Origin of the sequence: Novosphingobium lindaniclasticum LE124 (assembly GCF_000445125.1) — a bacterium.
GTDB lineage: Bacteria > Pseudomonadota > Alphaproteobacteria > Sphingomonadales > Sphingomonadaceae > Novosphingobium > Novosphingobium lindaniclasticum.
Map to the genome: position 1 here is coordinate 26,017 of NZ_ATHL01000067.1, position 18,763 is coordinate 44,779.

Consider the following 18,763-nt stretch of genomic DNA (forward strand, 5'->3'; position numbering starts at 1 on the left):
AAATGAATTGCACTTCATGGCCGCCGGAGTTTCCGCCGGTATGCAACGGGCGATAGGCCCATTTCGCGTCGAAAAGCGGCATGGAAGGCGCTGTCGCTGAGATAACCTGCCTGTGCTGCCACGGTGCTGACGGTCGTCGTGCTCGCAGCAAGCTGGCGCGCGGCCACCCGCATTCGCCAGTTGGTGGCATAGCTGACCGGCGGCATGCCGACGCGGCGCGCAAACCGCTCCGCAAAGGACGATCGTGAAAGGCCTGCGAGCGAGGCGAGTTCGTCGAGCCGCCAATGGCGTGCCGGATTGGCATGGATCGCCTGCAGCGCCCTTGCGACCGGAGGATCCGACAGGCCGCCAAGCCAGCTGGGGATATCCGTCCTGGCACCGAGTTGGCTGCGAAGGGCCTGCACGAAGAGCAGGCGGATCATGTCGTCACACGCGGCTCGCGCGCCGGGCAGATTGCTTCGCCATTCGGCGTCGAGTTGGGCGATCAACCATCCCATCGGCGTTGCCGAGGATTGCTCGGCATCGATCAGCAACAGGCCAGGCAGCAGCGGCAGCAGCAAGTCCGCCTGAGCGTCCTCGAAGCTCACGCTCCCGCCGAGGATTTCGGTTTCCGGAGCCGCTCCTACCTGGCCACGAGTGGCATCATCCTCGAACACCAGCGATGCGTCGATCGGCTGCAATGTCGGGTCGCTGGCCAGTACGAAGGGTGTGGCCGCTACCATGAAGCAATCACCGGCCGACAACTGCCGGGCGGAGCCTTCAGCCAAAATCCAGCAGGTGCCGGAGCGAACGACGTTGAACTTGACGTGCGTGGGCGAGAACCGCAGCGCCCACGCGCCTCCAGCGGTGAAGCGGACGGTGCATGCCGCGCTCGCTTGCACCAGACCAAGCACATCGGACAAGGGGTCTGCCGGCGCTTCCTGGACGATCACGACATGATTTCGGATGAATGAGGATCGATCATCCGATCGGCTTACTTCACAAATCGGCTCATGACGAGCTTGCAAGAACCCCTCGGATCGCCCTTCGGCGCCGCCTCCACCGCTGACGAAGTAATCGCCGGCCTCGACCTTTCCGGCCGCAACGCCATTGTCACAGGCGGCTATTCCGGTCTCGGCCTTGTTACGACAAAAGCGCTCTCCAGTGCGGGCGCAGAGGTGATCGTGCCTGCGCGCGACCTCGAACGGGCCGAAGCCGCGCTCGCGGGTGTCGAGCGGGTGGAAATCGCGCCCATGGACCTGATCGACGCCGCATCGGTTGCCGATTTCGCCAGTGCCTTCATCGCCCGCAGGCAGCCGCTTCACCTGTTGATCAACAGCGCGGGCATCATGGCCACACCCTTGCGGCGCGACGCGAACGGCCATGAGGCGCAGTTCGCGACGAACCATCTCGGCCATTTCCGGCTTACCTGCCATCTCTGGCCTGCCTTGGCGCGTGAGGGTGCCCGCGTCGTTGCCGTATCCTCGCGCGGACACCAGATTGCCGGTGTCGATTTCGAGGACATCGATTTCGAACGCCGCGCCTATGACAAATGGGCAGCTTACGGACAGTCCAAGACGGCTAACGTCCTGTTCGCCCGTGCTCTGGACCAGAGAGGCGAGGGGCAAGGAGTCCGCGCCTTCTCGCTGCACCCCGGACAGATCATAACCGATCTGGCACGGCATCTCTCTAAAGAGGAAATGGCAGGGTTCGATGCATTCGATGTGCAAGGCATGCCGATCATCGACCCTGCACGAGGCATGAAGACCGTCGAGCAAGGCGCGGCGACGACCCTTTGGTGCGCTACGAGCCCGCTTCTTGAGGGCATGGGCGGCGTCTACTGCGAGGATTGCGACATTGCCGGCATCAATGGCGGAGAAACCGGGCGCAAAGGCGTGGTGCCTTGGGCTATCGACGATGAAGCCGCTGAGCGTCTTTGGTCAGTCTCGTCGCGATGGACGGAGTGCCGCTTCTAGATCATCGCAGAGCGAGGCTCGCAAGCGCGACGGATGGCCTGGCCCGTACGGAAGCGTCGGTGCAGGGATCATGTGTCCCCATGTTCGTTGCGCACGTTTCTACGGCTCGTTCTCGCGGTGGGCCGAGCGTCGCGATCACCGTGTCGACATCTCGCGGCGATAGGCACTGGGTGTTATCTTGGCCGCCTTGCGGAAGCTGGCGCTGAACGCGGAGGGGGTCTCATACCCTACTTCAAGCGCGATCGCGATGATCGGTAGCTCGGTGTGGGCCAGCAGGTCCCGGGCGCGGTTCATGCGCAAGGACGTGAGCCACTCATGCGGCGTCATGCCCGTCGCCAGCCGGAACGAGGTGGCGAAATGGAAGCGGCTCAACTCGACGATCCCGGCCAGTTCGTCGAGACTGATCGCGTGGTCGAGATTGGCGACCATGTAGTCGTTGATCCGCCGGACCTGCCAATCCGCCAAACCTCGTCGCGGCGCGACAGCCTGTGCAGCGCCGAAGCTGGAGTGCGCGCGGATCAGCTGGGTGCACAGAAGGTCCACCGCTTGCTCCACGAACAGCGAGGCACCGGCATCGGACGAGGCTGCTTCCTTGCCGAGGATCGCCATGATCTGCGCCGACGTCGGGTCATCGAAGCAGTTCCTGCCGATCAGTTCGACGCGGTGCGGCACCGCCATTGCTTCCGCCGCCGACTGAAGCCGCCAGTCGGGCAGGTACACGTGCGAAACCTCGATCGGCCCTTCGACATCCCAGCGCCCGTCCTCGCCCTCCGGAATGAGGGTGATCGACCCTCGGCGCGTGCGCGATTCCACCCGCTTGCTGCCCTGCCGCCAGGTCGCCTGCTGGGCAGTGCCGTAGTATGTCATGACAACGTGGGTATCCAGGCCCGGAAGCGCTGCGTGGAGCGCGCCATGGGTCCAGGGCCGGGTGAGCCGGGTGCCGCCGCGCAGATCCTGGTCGGCCAGTACTGGCGGCGTATCGAGGATATGCTCCATCTCTGCGCGTGTGGACGCGCGTTCGCCTGCTGACGGAGCATTCGCTGTCTCGGACGGGGAAGCGGCCATCGTTCATCCTCGGCGTGTCGCCCGACACTATCCGATCGCCGTTCCGCATCAACCGCAATCTGGCGACAGTCGCCGCAACCCCGCGACAGAAGCGAACCGGGCAATCCCGTACATCTCTTCTCACAGGAGGCGCATGCCGCGCCCGACAGGAGGACAAGATGGACAGGAAGAAGATCACGATCATCGGCGGCACCGGCCTTGTCGGTGCGAAGCTGGCCCGGCTGCTCGCGGTGGCAGGGCACGAGGTCGTCGCGGCCTCGCCCGGCACCGGGGTCAACAGCGTCACCGGCCTGGGGCTCGACGAGGCGCTCGCCGGCGCCGAGATCCTCGTGGACGTATCGAATGCCATGTCGTTCGATCCGGCCGAGGTGCGCGCCTTCTTCGACGCCTCGGGCCGGAACCTCATCCGCGCCGCCGCCGCCGCCGGTGTGAAGCACCATGTGGTCCTCTCCATCGTCGGCGCCGACCGCATGCCCGGCAACGGCTATTTCGATGGCAAGCTTGTCCAGGAGCGGATCGCCGGCGGCTCGGGGCTGCCTTACACCATCGTGCGCTCGGCCCAGTTCTTCGAATTCCTGGCCGCCATCGCCGACGGCTACACCGCCGATGGTGTGGTAAGGGTCAGCGGCGCGCAGTTTCAGCCGATCGCAGCCGACGATGTCGCGGCGAACCTCGCCTCGATCGCGCTGGAGCCACCGGTGAACGGCATCGTCGAGATCGCCGGGCCGGAACGCGGGCCCTTCGACCTCACCCTCGGCCGCTATCTCAAGATGCGCGGCGATGCCCGCCGCGTCGAACGGGATCCCGATGCCGACTATTTCGGAGGCCGCGTCGACGAGCTCTCCCTCGTCCCGCTCGGTCTCCACCGGCAGGGCCTGCAGGATCTCGCCATCTGGATGAACGCACAGGTCATGCCCACCACCTGAGCCCGCCCGAACTCTTCACAATCCGCACGCGAAAGGACAGTCCCATGAAAACCCTGATTTCCACGCTCGCCATCGCCGCCGCCTTCGCGGCACTCGCCCCGGTCGCCCACGCGCAGGCCCACGATCACGCCGCAGCCCGCGAGACAGCTCCCACACCGTCAGGCGTCAAGGCGACGCTCGTCTACCAGCACGCGATCCCGGACGTTGCGGGCAAGAGCGTCAAGGGCGTGCTCGTGGAGTATCAGCCGGGCGGCTCCAACGGATCGCATGTCCACGCGCGCTCGGCGCTCATCTATGCCACCGTCATCCAGGGCGCCGTCGTCAGTCAGGTGAATGGCGGGGAGATCCGCACCTTCAAGACCGGCGAGAACTTCACCGAACTGCCGGGTGATTTCCACAACATCAGCGCCAACGCCAGCAAGACCGAGCCCGCCAAGCTGCTCGCGGTCTTCATCGTCGACACCGACGAGACCGTCCTGACGACGCCAGCGAAGCAGAACTGATCCGCCCCCCAACCTCACGATACCCAGACATCGAAAGGATATGCCATGAACCGCCTGAACTGGTTTGAAGTCGCGCCCGACGGCGCAAAGGCCTTGATGGGCGTCCATCACTATATCACCAAAAGCACCAGCCTGCCGGAGGAACTCATCCACCTCGTGTTCCTTCGCGTCTCGCAGATCAACGGCTGCGCCCACTGCATCGATCTGCATACCCGCGATCTGCTCAAGACCATGGCTATCGACAAAGTGGTGCTGGTGCCGGTGTGGGACGAGGTTCCTCATCTCTTCAACGCCCAGTATCGAGCCGCACTGGCGTGGGCCGAGGAAGTGACCAACCTTAGCGAAACCCACGCATCGGATGAAGCTTATGCAGCAGTCGCGGAGGTGTTTGAGCCGAAGGACCTGGTCGATCTTACATTAGCGATCGCCGCTATGAACGCCTTCAATCGGCTCGGCGCCCCGTTTCGCCTCCCCGTCGCCGCAAAGCCCTGATCCTGAGCGAGGGGTGAAGCCTTCGTATTAACTGACGGCAGATTAATCGAAACGCGAGAAGTTAAATGGTGGGAGGCAAGCCGCTCTTCCACCATTTTCTCCAAATCGGCCGACATTTCGAGCAAGGTTTTGTCAACGAAGCTTGATCAGCAAACTCCGACCGGGATGGGATATCCAGTGGCGCCAGACAATAGCCTACTTGGGGCGGCTGCCTCGCAATAACTGAAGTTCTGCAGTTAGAAAGTGCAAGTCTGGCGCTGAATGACCGGAAAGGGTCGGCTGCGATGATCCGATGCAATCGGATCGGAAACCACTCTAGACACAGCCTCGGCTGATCCCCAGTTCATTCGCCTGACGCTTCACCGGCAAGGTGTGCGTTCGGTCGATCATCGCTTTGCGCTCGGCAACAGTCCTGCCTTGCCGAGCGCGCCTTCCAAAAAATCACTCCCCAACGTCAGCTCGCCGATCTTGGCGTGCAGCGTCTTCACGTCGACGGCGGGCTCGTCCAAGGCCTTCTCCGAGCCAAACACGCCGGCCGCCCCTTCAAGCAATTGCGTACGCCAGGTCGTGATCTGGTTGGATCAGGTCATAATCCTGCGCGGCCCGACAGCCCCATCACCGACTACGCTCAAGTCGGACGGTTTCCCATCATCTCGCCCAGCCGCACGGGTCGTTCCGGGACCCAATGTTCGTTGAAGACGATACTGCCCTGCCTGAAGAGCATTACGATGGTGGAGCCGAGCAGGAAGCGGCCCATTTCGTCACCCTGTTTCAAGTGGATGCGCTGGTCAGGATAAGTCCATTCGGAGGGCGCTCTTGTACGTTTCGGATTGACCACGCCGTGCCATGTCGTGGCGATGCTGCCGACAATGGTGGCGCCTACCAATACCATGACAAACGGCCCATGTTCCAGCGATTCAAAGACGCATACGACGCGCTCGTTGCGCGCAAACAGATTGGACACGCCCCTTGCGGTGACCGGATTGACCGAGAAAAGTGAGCCGGGCACATGGATCATGCGCGTCAATACGCCGTCACACGGCATGTGCAGGCGATGGTAATCCCTTGGCGACAGATACAGGTTGGCGAAACTCCCGTGGCGGAATTCGGCCGCTAACGCGCCATCTCCGCCGACCAGTTCCGCGGTGGTAAACCTATGTCCTTTGGCTTGAAGGATATGATGGTCGTCGATCGCTCCGCACTGGCTGATCGCGCCGTCCACAGGGCAGATGAAATCGGCACTAGCCAGGGGGCGGGCTCCGGGCCGAAGCGGTCGGCTGAAGAAGTCATTGAAGCTTTTATAGCTGGCGAGATCCGGGTTTGCGGCTTCGCTCATGTCCACCCCGTATCTTCCGACAAACCAGCGGATCAGGCGAGTGCTGATCGGGCCGGCCCCTAGGTTCGCAATGTGGCCGGCGAGATTGGTCAAGGCCCGCTTGGGAAGAAGATGTTGCAGCAGGACTGTCATGCGTTCGGACAAGGTGAGCCTCGTAGTAGCGGCCGCCGGTTTTCCGGCGGTCTCAGAATGTGCCGGCATTCTGTTCCAGCGCGGCGATACGTCTGTCAACCGGACAGGGCATATGAATGCCCATGGTTGCCGTCTGCGGATCGGCGGATCTTGGGCGGAGGGAAGCAACTGCCGTTTATGGTATCCCCTATCCTTCAGTGAGCCGTAAAGCCGCCATCGACGGGCAGCGCTACGCCGACGACGAAGCTCCAACCCGGGCTGACAGCCACAACACCGCTTGCGCCATCTCCTCGGCGGTTCCGAGGCAGCCGATCGGCTGCTGCTTCAGAAACTCGTCCATCGCGTCCTTCCACGTCTTGAGCATGTCCGCGACCATAGGCGTCTGATCACGCCTGGGCAGATCGCGTTGATGCGGACCCCGCGAGGTGCGTATTCGAGCGCGGCGCTCTTGGTTAGGCCGATCACGCCATGCTTGGGCGCGTGATCAGCGAAGCCTTGTAGGAACGAGCTTCCGATTCGGTCGGAGCAGGCATCAAGTTTGGCCAGTTCCTTCTGCTACGCCGGGGTGTCACGCACTCCAAAGCCAGCTGCGGTGCCGACGCTAACCGGTATGTGAACGATAAAGTTCGCTCCCGGCATGCGCGTTAGCACCGAAGGAGGCGGAGCGTCGCCGCCCCGTCACTCTTGTCGTCTCAACCAGGCAGCGCCGCTCAATAGGCCGCCGACAAAGTCAGGAACCACTGGCGCGGTGCGATGGGGTAGGCGGAATAGCTGTTCGTGGCTGATCCTATCGAGAGCGTCGACACGCCCTTCTTGTCCGTCAGATTGGTTACATTGAGCGCAAGTTCCACTTTCTTGACAGGCAGGATACCGTCTGGAACCCGCCCGGCCACGCGCAGCGAGGTCAGGAAATAGGACGACACGCTCGCATCGTTGGTGAACGTGGCGAAGCGGCGGCCGACAAAGTCCCCTATCGCCTGCAACTCGAACGGACCGACATTCAGCGTCGCGACCGTCTTGTTCATCCACTTGGGCGTGCCGGGCAGTTGCTTACCGCAAGTCGGCACGATGCCGCCCGTGACGATGTAGCCGCCGATGCAGGTATCGGTGGCCGCGCCGATGCCCAGCGCGGTAGAGGTGTAGTCGTTCTGGTACTTGGACAAGTTGTACGAGACGGCGTTGTAGAGGGAGAACGTCTGCCCGACCCTCAAGGTGACGGCGGCATCGATCCCATCGGTCTTGACATCGCCGACGTTCACCAGCGTCGAGGTGCCGCCGGTGATGCCGCTTCCCGCGATACCGCCTGGGTTGGTGGGAATGGCAAGCAGACGGTTGCTGAAATCGACGTGATAGTAGTTGATCTGGGCCTGGAGCGCCCAGCCGTTGGCAAAACTGCGGTTCGTGCGAAGGCCGGCCTCGTAAGTCCAGCTGGTCTCGGGCTTGCCCTCCTCGGCGAAAGCGTCGAATGCCGCTTGGCTTCCGGTGAACCAGGGGCCACCTCCGCCAGCGAGATAGGCCTGATACTGGCGCAGGTTCTTCTGGACGTTGAAGTAGACCTGCTCATGCCCGTTGAAGTCATACGTCGCGCCGAACGCAGGCAAGAACCAGTTCCTTGTGTTGATCTTGCCCTGGGGCAGCGCCGTCGTACCGCCCAGCGAGCCGACCCGCGGTTGCACCGGGAAGCGGCCACTGGCCCACTGCGCGCTAGTCTTCACCCCGCCTTGGACGAGCAGCGCGTCGGTCACCTGCCATGTGTCCTGAAGGTGGAGTTGCAACTGCTTGATCCGCGCTTCGCCCTGATACTGGGTGAACAGTGGGTCCATGACATCGCGGGGGCGGACATAGGGCGTGCTCAGCGAAGGTTCGGAAACCGGCACGGCATACCAGCGGCGCCACTGGGTGGTGCTGTTGTGCTCGAACCAACCACCGAATTCGATTTTGTGTCTGCCGAGTTCGACGCTCGCCGCGGAGATCACGCCTACCCGGTCGATGCGGTATTCGGTGGTGCGGGTGATCATCCCGGATCCGCCGGTCGCGGCCACCAGTGCGGCACCGGACGCTGCCGCCTGGGCGGTGGTCAGCGCCGTACAGGCAGACGGCCGGATACCGTTGCCGTTGGCGCCGAAGCGGCAGTTCGTGGGCAGGCTGGCATAGATCGGATCGAGATAGGCCTGCGCCGTGGTGATCGACTGCCCTAGCGGCCCGGCAACCACGCCGGCGCCGTCGTTGTGGTGATAATAGCCCGTGGTCGACCAGGTCATCTTGTCGGAGAAACGGGCATCGTAACGCGCATAGCCGAGGTAGTCGGTGCGCTGCGCGTCCGAATAGTAATTGCGGTAATTGCCGCCCTCGGCTGCCGGAGAGTTTCCGAGCGGCGTCAGGTAGCGTGTCCGATAGCCATCGAAGTCAGGGTAGAAGAAGGGCTTGGTATATGGAGTGTAGAGTTGGGCCGGGGTGGCCGTGCCGCCTGCGGAAGGCTTGAAGAACACGGTGGCATCCTCGTTCGGCTGGGTCATGTCGTTGTAGTCGAAGTAGAGCGTCAGCTTGCCGGCATCGCTGTCGTGCACGAACTTCGCATTGGCCTGCCAGCCTTTCTGGATGCCGTCGAAGTCCCAGGCGCGCGCTCTCTGGCGTACGCCCGAAATGTAGCCCGAATTCCCGCCGCCGATGTCGCCGCTGTCGACCCGCAAATAGCTGCGTGAGGTGCCGTAGCTGCCCACCGTCTGCGCGCCCCGGACGCCGAACTCCGCCTGGGGGTCGGAGGAGAACGTCTCAACCGTGCCGCCGAGGTTGCTGTTCGAGGCCGTCGCCAGGTCGCCGGCGCCGGTAGCCACGACCACCCGGGCGACATTCTCGGAAATGACCGCGCGCTGGGGGGAAAGACCGTTGTAGTTGCCGTAGCTCTGATCGCCCAGCGGGATGCCGTCCATGGTATAGCCGAGCTGGTTGCCGGCAAATCCGTGGACGAAGATCTGCGCGTTCTGCTCGTTGTTCCCCCAGGGGTCGGCAGTGATATAGAGGACGCCGGGCAGCGTCTGGATCGCCTTCAGGGGCGAGACGCCGGGCAGGATCTTCTGGATTTCGACCTCCGAGATCGCCGTAGCGGAGCGGGTGGTCTTGGCGCCGGTGACGATGATCGCGCCGTTGCTCTCGCCGGCGTCGACCTCTGCGCCGGCGGCCGCGCCTGCTGCGGGTGCATCGTCCCGCGCCATCGCTTGTGCTGCGGAGCACACAGCGAGTGCGGTACCGGCGAGCATTGCGCAGCGCACGGCCTTAGAGGCCGATGGAATTGCCGTCATCTGATTGTCTTCCCCAAACCTTGCTGCCGGTGCGTTCACCGAGCGATAGGTCGGTTAGACAAGAGGCGTGGCGGTTTGACTTAATTTTGATTGCAATTTCATTTCATGTCTAAATTATCAATTAATGCGTCTTCTCGGCTCAAAACCTGACGGGATCGGCGGGCAAGATCATGCGGGATGTGCAGGTGCCGAACGGAAGGGCCTTCTTGAGGCTCGGTAACGCGTGCACGACAATGTTCGACTGAGCGGCGCTACCAGGTTGGAAGGTCGATCGGCCTTTCGGCAACGCCCGTCGTTCCCCGCCGGTTTGGGAAAATGGGCAATTTCGTTCGCGCACGGGCACCGGGTAACTGCTGTAATCCTCGATCCCCGCCATCCGTCAGGCAACGGGAAGAGGCGTCGTTCGGCCACTCATAAAGCGAATCGTGCCGCTTCGGGTAAACCAATTGCGATGCTGCGGACCAGCTGGCCAATCTCGGCATGGAAGCCATCCATCCGCGTGCCGGTCGCGGGCTGCGCCGGCCCGGCATTCCTCTGCGGGTGCGCAACACGTTCGAGCGTAAAGATGAGGGAACGCTGATCAAGGGCGACTACATTTCCGAGACGCCGCGAGTGGAGGTTCGACTACGGCATCTATGCCTTTGCCGTCAGCTATATCTCCGCCTCGCTGTTCCCCGGCGAGGCGGCCGACGCCACGCTCTTCGCGCTGCGGACTTCCCCGGCCTACTTTCCCACGCCCGTAAGATTTGCGGGCTTTGCTCCGGCCTGTAATTTGTCTACCTCGCTGTTCGGAGGAACTGCACCCGCTTTCAACTCCTGGCTCATCGATGCCACCGGCCACCCGCTCGTGCCCGCCTATGTCATGATAGCTGCGTGCCTCTGCGGCCTTCTCGCCCCGAGCTTCACTGCGGAAAGCGCCGGGAAGCCGCTGCCCAGGACCTGAACAGATCGCTCAACACTCTTCAGAGGAACTACTTTGCCTACCGAGAATTCCCGATCGGCTCTCGATCTGTCGGCCCTGAACCTGCCCTGGGCCGGCGAACCGTGGATGCAGACGAGCCTCGCCCTGCTCTTGCTGGGGGCGAGTGCCTGCCTTGCCAACTGGGTGGCCAAGCGGATCGTGCTCAAGGGCGTGCTTCGCCTGCTGGGCCGCAGCCCTTTCGAAGCGGAAGCAGGGCACGTCGGCGCGATCGTCGCGCGCCTGTCGAACATTCTCCCCACCGTCATCGTCCAGGCGGGGATAAGCGCGGTGCCCGGACTTCCTGCGGAACTGGTCGCTCTGGTGCACAGCCTATGTGCCGTGATCATCATTCTGACGCTCGCCCGCGCCCTGACGGCGACGTTTACACTCGGCAACGAGCTTTACCAGCGGCGTCCAGATGCCCGAAGCCGGCCCATCAAGGGCTATGTGCAGGTTGCCAACCTGCTGGTCTATGCCGCCGCCGCGATCCTGGTGCTGGCGGCGCTGATGAACCAGTCGCCGCTGCTGCTGCTCTCCGGGCTCGGCGCCATGGCGGCAGTGCTGATGCTGGTGTTCAAGGACACCATTCTCTCCCTGGTGGCCTCCGTCCAGATCGGCTCGAACGACATGGTCCGGGTGGGTGACTGGATAGAGATGCCCAAGCTCGACGCCAATGGAGACGTCATCGATATCGCCCTGCACACCGTGAAAGTGCAGAACTTCGACAAGACGATCACCACGATCCCAACCTATCGCCTCATCACCGAGAGCTTCCGAAACTGGCGGGGCATGACGGAATCCGGGGGGCGCCGCATCATGCGGTCACTGATGATCGACCAGAACGCGATCGGCTTTCTCGACGAGGAAGACATTGCCAGGCTCTCGCGGTTCAGCGTGCTGCGGGGGTATCTGCAGGACCGGCAGGACCAGATCGGCAAATGGAACGCGGCGCATGCGCGGGACGAGATCCTCGACGCGCGGCGCCTCACCAATCTGGGCACGTTCCGCGCCTATGTGCTGGCCTACCTCCGGTCCCGGCCGGACATCGCCACTGACAAGACCCTGTTGGTGCGACAGCTCGCACCGGGCGAGCACGGCCTGCCGCTCGAAATCTACGCATTCGCCACTAAGACGGTCTGGGCGCAGTACGAGGACGTCCAGGCCGACATCTTCGATCATCTCCTGGCGATCCTGCCGGAGTTCGGCCTCCGGATATTCCAACGACCGGCAGGATCGGATTTCCTTTTCCTTGCCGGTGAGGCTGGGCAAAGGCCCGACCGGAATGCGCCCGCTCTCCTCTCCACGCCCTGTCAGCGGAACCCATGACCGATGTCCAACCGTATTGCCAATCTCGTCGCCGGCCTCGCGGCTTCCATATGCCTGATCGTGCCGGGTTTCGCGGAGGCTCAGGTGCGGGCGCTTTCCGCCGATCAGGGCACCTATGTCGACACGGTGGAACTTTCGAAAAAGGCGGAACTGATCGTGCTCGCCAGGGTAACGCACATGGAGCCCGTCACCCCGGCGAATTCCGGTTCGCTTTCCCCTGTTCACCGGCGCTACTATGCGGAGGCGAACACACGGGCACTGTTATATGGCCAGAACGGCATCGGCGGCTCTCTGCGATACTTGGTGGACTTGCCGGCAGATGCGTCTCCAAGCGCAGCCGATCTGACGAACAAGGACATCTTCCTCTTCGCATCCCATGTGCCCGGTCGCCCTGCGGAATTGAAACTGGTTGAACCGACGGCCCAGCAGCTCTGGTCACCGGAACGCGAAAGCCGGCTTCGCGCCGTTCTGCGATCTCTGGTCTCACCCAGGAGATCGGCGCCGGTCACCCGCGTCAGGGAACTTGCCTTCGTGCCGGGCAGCCTGGCAGGGGAGGGGCTTACGCAGATCTTTCTGGACACGAAGAAGGGCCGGGCGACCATCTCCGTTCGCCATCAGCCGGACAACCGGGAGACCTGGGGCGTATCCTTTACGGAAGCGGCGGGACGCGACCCGCTGCCGCCCGCCCAGGAAACGCTCGAATGGTACGACCTCGCTTGCTTCCTGCCCCCGTCGCCCCCCCAAAGCGCCTATGTGTCGGGAACGTTCGCCGCCAAGCAGCAGGCCTATTCGGATTACCGCATGGTATTGGCATCGCTTGGACCCTGCGAGCGGAGTTGATGCGGAACCGAGGGGGCGGCGGTTTGACGTCAGGCTATTGCCGCCTCGCTTGCAGCCATTATCAGCGCGCCTTTCCAGCAAATCGGATTTGGTGAACCTGGCGCTCGATGGCAGGGAGGGCCGCGCGCGGATGGGGTTACAGCGTCACGCCGCGCTTCCAGATGCCGATGGCCCGCTCATCGTTGCTTTCGTTGCGCGCCGGTTCGCCACTGGCGACAGCAATGATGCGACTCAGCAGGGCATCGGCGGCGGCCTCCATGCCCTGCTCCAGCACGATCGCGGCATCGAAGTCGATCCAGCCGGGCTTGCGTTCGGCCAGGGCGTGGTTCGAAGCGATCTTCATGGTCGGGACCGGGCTGCCGAGCGGCGTACCGCGACCGGTGGAGAACAGCGTGATGGTTGCGCCTGCCGCTGCCAGTGCCGTGGTCGAAACGGCGTCGTTACCCGGGCCTTCGAGCACTGTCAGGCCGCCGTGCGCCTTGTCCGGGGCGATGCGCTCGCCATAGCCGATCACGTCCTTGACCGGAGCGAGGCCGCCCTTCTGCACCGCGCCAAGCGATTTTTCCTCAAGCGTCGTGATGCCGCCAGCGATGTTGCCGGGGCTGGGGTTTTCCGAAACAGGCTCTCCATGGTCGAGGAAGTAACGCTTGAAGCTGTTGACGAGGGCGGACAGGCGATCGAACACGTCCTGGCTGATGGAGCGCTCCAGCAGCAGGTTCTCGGCGCCGAAAATCTCGGGTATTTCCGTGAGGATCGCGGCGCCGCCCGCCTGGGTCACGGCGTCCGCCATCAGCCCGATCAGCGGATTGGCAGTGAGGCCGCTCATGGCGTCCGAACCGCCGCATTTCAAGCCCAGGCGCAAGGCGGAAAGCGGAACCTCTTCCCGGCGGTCCCCCGCCATTTCCGCCAGCAGTTCGTCGATCAGGGCCTCGCCAGCCGAAAACTCGTCGCGTTCCGCCTGCGCGCGCAATATGCGCAGGCGGCCGCGCCGCGCTTCGGGAATGCGCTCGAGCAGGGCATCGAGCTGGTTCGATTCGCAGCCGAGGCCCACCAGCAGCACGCCCCCTGCATTGGAATTGAGCGCCAGCGACGCGAGTATGGCCGCCGTGCCGTCAAGATCCGCGCCAAGCTGAGAGCAGCCGAACGGATGGTTGAAGGCGTGAACCCCGTCCAGCCCTTCCGACCCTGCCGGGATCGCGGCATTGCCGCGCATGGCCAGCCGCTCCCCCAAACGTCCGACGCAGCCCACCGTCGGCAGGATCCACAATTCATTGCGCGTGCCGACGCTGCCGTCCGGGCGGACGTAGCCGCTAAAGCTGGGCGCCTGCGGCACGTTCGATGTTAGCGTCTCGGCGCCTGGTCCGGCAAAGGCATGGGAATTCTCGCCCGCCAGCGCGGTTCGGACGTTGTGGGTATGGACGTGCTCGCCGGGGACGATGTCGCGCTGAGCAAGGCCGATCGGCGCGCGATAGCGGTGCACTGGCGCTCCTGCGGCGATCGGTCTGACGGCGAACTTGTGTCCAGCCGGAATCGCATCGCGCAAGGTAACGCTTTCGCGTCCCACCCGGATTTCCGCACCTGCCTCAAGCGATTGGAGAACGACGGCGACGTCATCCTCGACGCCGATACGGACGGCGGCTGCGAGCGTTTCTACCATGCCTAGACCACTACGCCATTGCCAGCGCTGGCACAAGTCGAGATTCTATGAAGTCCGGGCAGTGCGAACTAAACTCATAAATGGGACCGTCGAGCCATTCGGGCGTCCTTCGGATTCGACGCAAAATGGTCCGTCGCCGCAACTGCAGCCGCTTGCGCGCAGTAGCTTCGGCTTTGTTAGTCCGGCGCGGGTCCGCCGACCTTGATCCAAGGCACCCAGGTCAAACCGGCGCAGGGCCTGTGGACTCGGCGGGAACGAGTTCAAGCGGATGAGAACCGGCAGGCGGCAGGTCCTTGCCCTCTATCCGTGCGATCAGCGTCTCGGCAGCGGTGGCGGCCATCGCTCCGAACGGGCGCAGCACGGAGGTCAGCGCCGGCGTCAACATGCGCGTCAGGGCGCTGCCGTCGAAACCGACTATCGAGAGTTCCTCGGGAACAGCGATGCGAAGCCTGGCGGCGACCTTGAGAACGCCTGCCGCCATGATGTCGTTCGCGGCGAAAATGGCGGTGGGTCGGGGCGTGGCGGCGAGCAGTTGCTCGGCCGCAAGGACTCCATATTCGAAACTGTAATCGCCTGCAGCTTCGATCAACGAAGCATTCGGCTCGCTGGCAACGGCACCGACGAACCCGGCGCGCCGCTCCTGCGCCGATGCGACACCGACTGGCCCATTCACCATGCCGATGCTACGGTGTCCCAGTTCGAGCAGGTAGCGGGCTACGTCGGAGCCGGCCTGCCGCTCCTCGCTGACGACGACATCCGCGAACCCGCTGAGAGGGATCGACGAGAGTGCCACTGCCATGACGGGGATGCGGTTCAAGGCCTGCGCAAGACCCGGCACGCCGGACACGGGTGGCAGGACGACGAGGCCGTCCACCCTGGACCGTTCCGCAAAAGCCACCAGGTCTTCGATGACGCCGCTGTCCTCTGCCGGGCAGGAGTGAACGACAAGTTCGTAGCCGCTCCGAGAGGCAACGCCGGCGATGCCGCGCTGGATGGTATCGAGAACGAGGGCGTTCTGGTCGTTGTGTACAAGCCCGATGAGCAGCGATCGCCGCATCGCCAGCGCTCTTGCACCCCGGCTGGGCCGGAAGTTGAGCTGCGCGATGACTGCCTCAATAGACCGCCGAGTGTTCTCGTTGACTTTGGGAGACTTGTTCAGGACCCGCGAAACGGTGCGGATGGAGACACCGGCAGCAGCGGCAACGTCGTCGATGGTCGGTTCGCCAGTAGCTTTCGAGGCGCTCATCGCAGTTCGTGAATCGTCCAAATGGCGATTTCCGGGGCCGATCGCACAGGTGCGCCGGGAAAGTCGCGAAGTTCATCCATCCCGTGTCCTATCACCGCTCATGGAACCGGCAAGACTTATCGAAACGATCGCAACGCATTCGCAGCGCCATTGCCCCTGAGTTGGCGTTCACGATAAGCACGACCCGACGCTGCTTTCCTTTTTACGATGCCTCATCATGGCGCCCTTGGAGAAGCTGGCAGTGCCTGCGGGCCGCTGCCTCCACGAAATCCAACGACCTTGCAGGGTTGGCGGGACAAGGCGACCGGGACAGCCTTGAAAGCGCATCGGATTTAAGCCGAAAGAACACTTCATGTTTGAAGCGCTGTCTATCTATGCTTCTCGCTCATCTTGGGAGCTTGTATGGGCCGCGATTCATCGGTCATCGATAAAGACGTCCGGTATGAACGGCGAGACGAGCGCGACCGCTTCCGCAGGGCCGCGGGGATCGGCAGTTCCCGTTCGAGCCTGCGGCGTCGGCCTGGCGAGAGCCGGCTTCACTTGCGAACCGCCGTCCAAGTCGAGCGACATCGTCCCCGTACACGGCGCCCTGTATCAGCGCATAAACAGGGGGCGCCCGAATTCCATGCAATTCGATAACATCGACTTCGTCATCATCGGCGCCGCGAAATCGGCGACGACCTGGCTTCAGACACAGCTACAGTCGGATCCGGCCGTTTACATGCCCGACCCGGAGCTGCACTTTTTCTCCAGGGAGTATAGCCGAGGAGAAGACTGGTATCTCTCGCAGTTCGGCGAGGGAAGGCGGGGCAGGACCGTTGGCGAGAAATCCAACTCCTACCTTTACGCACCCGATGCCGCGGCTCGTCTTCATCGTCACCTGCCTCACGCGAAGCTGATCGTACAGCTGCGCAACCCTGTGGAGCGGGCATATTCCAACTACTGCATGCTTTTCAGGCGCGGAGAAGTCGGCGCGGACATCGGGAACTACATCGATCCCTCGCTAGGCGAAAACGCGCGGTTCCTGGGCGGAGGCCATTTCGCGACGCATCTACAGTCCTATATCGACCTCTTCGGGCGCGAGGCGCTTCTCATCCTGTTTTTCGAGGGCGTGATGGACGATCCGGGAGCGCAGATGGCGCGGGCCCGAGCTCACCTGGGATTGCCGCCGCGTCCGCTTGCGCCGGCCGGACAGGAGAAGGTGAAAGACAAGACGGTTCCGGTCGTTCCCGCGCGATTGAGCAAGCGTCTCGCGTGGATGAAGCCGATCGCCCGCCCGCTTCGAGGCACTCCGCCGTTCGAGGCGATGCGTGAACTGGTCGCGCGGAAGATCCAGTATCCGCAGCTGACCGAGGATCTGCGCAAGCGTCTCAACGACTATTACGGCCCCTCCATCGAGGTACTGGAGCAGATAAGTGGTCAATCGCTCAGCCGATGGTACGCGCCTGCGAGTCAGGCTGGGCGATGATGTCTTGAACGGACGGACCGGGGCGGATCCATTATCAAGGGGTAGGGCAAATAATATGAAGACGTTTATCGTTACCGGCATACAGATGCGAAACAAGGGATCTCAGGCGATGTTCATCTCCCTGAGCGAATCCTTGAAATCCATTTACGGTGATTGCGAAGTCATCGGCTTCGCGAACAAGTACGATTCACCCGAACAATATACTTTTCGGCTGCTGCCCTATGACGACTATACGCGCCCCATTTTGAAGCATGGATTGTACAAGGCGCCTTTCCTGGTGCCGCTGTTGACGCGCCTGGTGAGCCATTTCAAGAAAAGCGACAAGTGGCGCAACAAAATTCCCGAAATGAGGAAAGCCCTGAAAAGGGCAGATGCCATTTTTGACGCGAGTGGATACGCGCTGGGCTCCGGTTGGCCCAAGCAAAGCGGAAGAATGTTACTCGATACGATCAAAATGGCCAAGCGTTATAACAAGCCGATAATATTGATGCCGCAAAGCTTCGGCCCGTTCGATTGGGGGGAGAAAGACGACGCGCACTTCATCGACGAGGTGAAGAAGGAGTTGACATACCCCCTGAAAATCTATGCGCGAGAGCGCGAGGGGTACGCATGCCTTACTTCTCTCGGGCTGCGCAATGTCGAACTGTCGGCGGATATGGTGATCAGGGAAAAGGCCTTCCCGAGAGCCGACCAGATCCGCATCCGAAATGGCGGCGGCACGAAAGAATATCCCGCGCCCAACTCGGTCGGATTCATCATAAACAAGAATGTGTTCAGGATCGGTGACGCTTCCGCCGTTCTCGATGTCTATGCAAGAATATTGGAGAAGCTGCTTGCGAGCGGCGAGAGGGTCTATATCCTCTGTACCTCCACCGCCGATACGGATCTCGTCAAGCAGGTCCTTGGCAAGATGGGGAACGGCCGGAAAGTGCAGGTCATTTCCGGCGAATATTCAAGCCCGGAACTGATCGATATCCTCTCACGGTTTAAATATGTGGTGGCATCGCGCTATCACTCGGTCGTGTTCGCTTACAGGAGCGGTGTGCCTGCGGTCATACTCGGATGGGCCAGCAAGTATACCGATCTTGCTGCGCTTTTTCAGCAGCAGGATTACGTCTTCGACATCCGGGATACGAATTCCGCCCGCATTCTCGAAGGGGTTGAGAAAATGGCGGCTCGTTATGAGGAAGAGGCGAGCCGGATAAAAGGAAGCCTGGAAGGTCTTCAAGCTACCTCCGTCGTGCTGGACGCGGTACATGCACTCGAGGAGCACGCTTCGTCAGCGGCGGTCACGACCCATCACCAAATCCGGCCGCGAAGGGGCGCTACGAGGACGCCGGCGCGCGATTTGAAACGGCTGCACAGCTGAAAGGGACAACTCGCCCCTGCCTTGCCGCGCGATCTCGCCTGATTTTCGCAAGGTTCCGGATCGTCTGACTCCGATGACTTCGGGGTGACCAGGTGGCGGTCCGGCAATGGGCTCCAACACGGCTTCATCCTGTCTCGCAGGGCCGGTAAAAAGGTGCGAAGCGGCGCCTGGGGCAAGGGACACGCCCC

At 62.6% G+C, this 18,763-nt stretch carries 15 protein-coding genes and 2 pseudogenes; 9 read left to right on the forward strand and 8 right to left on the reverse strand.

Translation table 11 applies throughout. The features are described 5' to 3' along the window. Positions 1 to 14: 14 nt before the first annotated feature. Positions 15 to 932 carry an AraC family transcriptional regulator gene (locus L284_RS33890; RefSeq protein WP_021233765.1) on the reverse strand — a complete coding sequence of 306 codons (918 nt, stop codon included), beginning with the start codon at positions 930 to 932 and terminating at the stop codon, positions 15 to 17. 60 nt (positions 933 to 992) lie between these two features. Between L284_RS33890 and L284_RS33895 the strand changes: the two genes are divergently transcribed. Further along, positions 993 to 1,955: an oxidoreductase gene (locus L284_RS33895; protein WP_021233766.1), complete on the forward strand. Its 963-nt coding sequence runs from the start codon at positions 993 to 995 to the stop codon at positions 1,953 to 1,955. Between the two features lie 135 nt (positions 1,956 to 2,090). On the opposite strand, the gene L284_RS33900 is transcribed toward L284_RS33895, so the two are convergent. Continuing rightward, complete coding sequence (locus tag L284_RS33900) at positions 2,091 to 3,020, reverse strand: helix-turn-helix domain-containing protein (protein WP_031341982.1); 930 nt, start codon at positions 3,018 to 3,020, stop codon at positions 2,091 to 2,093. 158 nt (positions 3,021 to 3,178) lie between these two features. Between L284_RS33900 and L284_RS33905 the strand changes: the two genes are divergently transcribed. Genes L284_RS33905 through L284_RS33915 form a run of 3 tightly spaced genes read left to right on the forward strand, consistent with a single transcriptional unit; the run spans position 3,179 to position 4,941 of the window. After that, positions 3,179 to 3,946: an SDR family oxidoreductase gene (locus tag L284_RS33905; protein WP_021233768.1), complete on the forward strand. Its 768-nt coding sequence runs from the start codon at positions 3,179 to 3,181 to the stop codon at positions 3,944 to 3,946. A 44-nt stretch (positions 3,947 to 3,990) separates the two neighbouring features. Further along, positions 3,991 to 4,449 carry a cupin domain-containing protein gene (locus L284_RS33910; RefSeq protein ID WP_021233769.1) on the forward strand — a complete coding sequence of 153 codons (459 nt, stop codon included), beginning with the start codon at positions 3,991 to 3,993 and terminating at the stop codon, positions 4,447 to 4,449. Between the two features lie 45 nt (positions 4,450 to 4,494). Next, on the forward strand, positions 4,495 to 4,941 hold the full coding sequence (locus L284_RS33915) for a carboxymuconolactone decarboxylase family protein (protein ID WP_021233770.1): 447 nt from the start codon (positions 4,495 to 4,497) through the stop codon (positions 4,939 to 4,941). A 318-nt stretch (positions 4,942 to 5,259) separates the two neighbouring features. On the opposite strand, the pseudogene L284_RS33920 reads toward L284_RS33915, so the two are convergent. The 4 genes and pseudogenes from L284_RS33920 to L284_RS33935 form a co-directional block, all read right to left on the reverse strand. Then, a pseudogene (locus tag L284_RS33920) lies at positions 5,260 to 5,519 on the reverse strand (IS3 family transposase); the annotation flags it as partial. A gap of 50 nt (positions 5,520 to 5,569) precedes the next feature. Beyond that, positions 5,570 to 6,421 (reverse strand): archaetidylserine decarboxylase, encoded by an 852-nt coding sequence (asd, locus tag L284_RS33925; protein ID WP_031341984.1) that lies wholly within the window; start codon positions 6,419 to 6,421, stop codon positions 5,570 to 5,572. 312 nt (positions 6,422 to 6,733) lie between these two features. Further along, positions 6,734 to 6,874 carry an SDR family oxidoreductase gene (locus L284_RS49090; protein WP_407635842.1) on the reverse strand — a complete coding sequence of 47 codons (141 nt, stop codon included), beginning with the start codon at positions 6,872 to 6,874 and terminating at the stop codon, positions 6,734 to 6,736. 245 nt (positions 6,875 to 7,119) lie between these two features. Further along, positions 7,120 to 9,708: a TonB-dependent receptor gene (locus L284_RS33935; RefSeq protein ID WP_031341986.1), complete on the reverse strand. Its 2,589-nt coding sequence runs from the start codon at positions 9,706 to 9,708 to the stop codon at positions 7,120 to 7,122. A gap of 441 nt (positions 9,709 to 10,149) precedes the next feature. Here L284_RS33935 and L284_RS48750 point away from each other — a divergent pair. The 3 genes and pseudogenes from L284_RS48750 to L284_RS33945 form a co-directional block, all read left to right on the forward strand. Further along, a pseudogene (locus tag L284_RS48750) lies at positions 10,150 to 10,329 on the forward strand (aspartate kinase); the annotation flags it as partial. A 427-nt stretch (positions 10,330 to 10,756) separates the two neighbouring features. Further along, a complete protein-coding gene (locus tag L284_RS33940; RefSeq protein ID WP_081673962.1) occupies positions 10,757 to 11,995 on the forward strand; it encodes a mechanosensitive ion channel family protein in 1,239 nt (412 codons plus the stop codon). A 3-nt stretch (positions 11,996 to 11,998) separates the two neighbouring features. Next, positions 11,999 to 12,835 carry a hypothetical protein gene (locus L284_RS33945; RefSeq protein ID WP_021233776.1) on the forward strand — a complete coding sequence of 279 codons (837 nt, stop codon included), beginning with the start codon at positions 11,999 to 12,001 and terminating at the stop codon, positions 12,833 to 12,835. Between the two features lie 136 nt (positions 12,836 to 12,971). On the opposite strand, the gene L284_RS33950 is transcribed toward L284_RS33945, so the two are convergent. Both L284_RS33950 and L284_RS33955 read right to left on the reverse strand, forming a co-directional pair. Then, the gene (locus L284_RS33950; protein ID WP_021233777.1) at positions 12,972 to 14,492 is read right to left on the reverse strand and encodes a UxaA family hydrolase; all 1,521 of its coding nucleotides are present in this window, start codon (positions 14,490 to 14,492) and stop codon (positions 12,972 to 12,974) included. Positions 14,493 to 14,712: 220 nt separating this feature from the next. Next, positions 14,713 to 15,738 carry a LacI family DNA-binding transcriptional regulator gene (locus L284_RS33955; RefSeq protein WP_021233778.1) on the reverse strand — a complete coding sequence of 342 codons (1,026 nt, stop codon included), beginning with the start codon at positions 15,736 to 15,738 and terminating at the stop codon, positions 14,713 to 14,715. A 625-nt stretch (positions 15,739 to 16,363) separates the two neighbouring features. Between L284_RS33955 and L284_RS33960 the strand changes: the two genes are divergently transcribed. Together L284_RS33960 and L284_RS33965 are read left to right on the forward strand one after the other, a co-directional pair. Further along, a complete protein-coding gene (locus L284_RS33960; protein ID WP_021233780.1) occupies positions 16,364 to 17,206 on the forward strand; it encodes a sulfotransferase family protein in 843 nt (280 codons plus the stop codon). Positions 17,207 to 17,261: 55 nt separating this feature from the next. Next, positions 17,262 to 18,575: a polysaccharide pyruvyl transferase family protein gene (locus tag L284_RS33965; protein WP_021233781.1), complete on the forward strand. Its 1,314-nt coding sequence runs from the start codon at positions 17,262 to 17,264 to the stop codon at positions 18,573 to 18,575. Positions 18,576 to 18,763: the final 188 nt, after the last annotated feature.

Bases quoted from the DNA above. Each gene is read 5' to 3' on its own strand.
- L284_RS33965 (WP_021233781.1), top strand. From the start codon at position 17,262: ATGAAGACGTTTATCGTTACCGGCATACAGATGCGAAACAAGGGATCT.
- L284_RS33940 (WP_081673962.1), top strand. From the start codon at position 10,757: ATGCAGACGAGCCTCGCCCTGCTCTTGCTGGGGGCGAGTGCCTGCCTT.
- L284_RS33895 (WP_021233766.1), top strand. From the start codon at position 993: ATGACGAGCTTGCAAGAACCCCTCGGATCGCCCTTCGGCGCCGCCTCC.
- L284_RS33900 (WP_031341982.1), bottom strand. From the start codon at position 3,020: ATGGCCGCTTCCCCGTCCGAGACAGCGAATGCTCCGTCAGCAGGCGAA.
- L284_RS33945 (WP_021233776.1), top strand. From the start codon at position 11,999: ATGTCCAACCGTATTGCCAATCTCGTCGCCGGCCTCGCGGCTTCCATA.
- L284_RS33935 (WP_031341986.1), bottom strand. From the start codon at position 9,708: ATGACGGCAATTCCATCGGCCTCTAAGGCCGTGCGCTGCGCAATGCTC.
- L284_RS33950 (WP_021233777.1), bottom strand. From the start codon at position 14,492: ATGGTAGAAACGCTCGCAGCCGCCGTCCGTATCGGCGTCGAGGATGAC.
- L284_RS33955 (WP_021233778.1), bottom strand. From the start codon at position 15,738: ATGAGCGCCTCGAAAGCTACTGGCGAACCGACCATCGACGACGTTGCC.
- L284_RS33905 (WP_021233768.1), top strand. From the start codon at position 3,179: ATGGACAGGAAGAAGATCACGATCATCGGCGGCACCGGCCTTGTCGGT.
- L284_RS33915 (WP_021233770.1), top strand. From the start codon at position 4,495: ATGAACCGCCTGAACTGGTTTGAAGTCGCGCCCGACGGCGCAAAGGCC.
- L284_RS33960 (WP_021233780.1), top strand. From the start codon at position 16,364: ATGCAATTCGATAACATCGACTTCGTCATCATCGGCGCCGCGAAATCG.
- L284_RS33910 (WP_021233769.1), top strand. From the start codon at position 3,991: ATGAAAACCCTGATTTCCACGCTCGCCATCGCCGCCGCCTTCGCGGCA.